Below are 464 nucleotides of genomic sequence, written 5' to 3'. Positions count from 1 at the left end.
CAAGGAACACCGGCGTTTGTTTGACCATACGCCTGAATTGGGCTAGGGCGGGCTCGATTTTGCCGGCCAACGAGCCGGATTCGCTGCAAAGCCGCCAGAGCCAGACCCCAGAGTCACACAAATGAACATCTTCGCCGATTTCACCGCGCGAATCATAAAAGCCGTCGAAGCGCTTGATCTGAAAGACAAAGACGGCGTTTCGCCTGACCTGTCGCGCATTGCCGTCGAGCCGCCGCGCGACGCCAGCCACGGCGACCTAGCGACCAATGCGGCGATGGTGCTGGCCAAGCCGACCGGCCAGAACCCGCGCGCGCTGGCTGAAAGACTGGCGCAGGCGCTGCGCGACGACAAGGATGTCGCGGCGACGGAAGTGGCTGGGCCCGGTTTCGTCAATCTCAGGCTCAAGGACGGCTTCTGGCAGACACATCTGACCGCACTGCTCGGCGAGGGCCGCAACTATGGCC

Annotated in this window: 1 pseudogene; it reads left to right on the top strand. The window is 62.9% G+C overall.

The features are described 5' to 3' along the window. Positions 1 to 121: 121 nt before the first annotated feature. Positions 122 to 464 (top strand): annotated as a pseudogene (locus EN964_RS37000) (arginine--tRNA ligase); the annotation flags it as partial.

This window comes from Mesorhizobium sp. M7A.F.Ca.CA.001.10.2.1, assembly GCF_003998575.1.
In the GTDB taxonomy this organism is placed as follows: Bacteria; Pseudomonadota; Alphaproteobacteria; order Rhizobiales; family Rhizobiaceae; genus Mesorhizobium.
The sequence above is the reverse complement of the archived record's forward strand: the minus strand, read 5'-3'. Positions and strand labels throughout refer to the sequence as shown.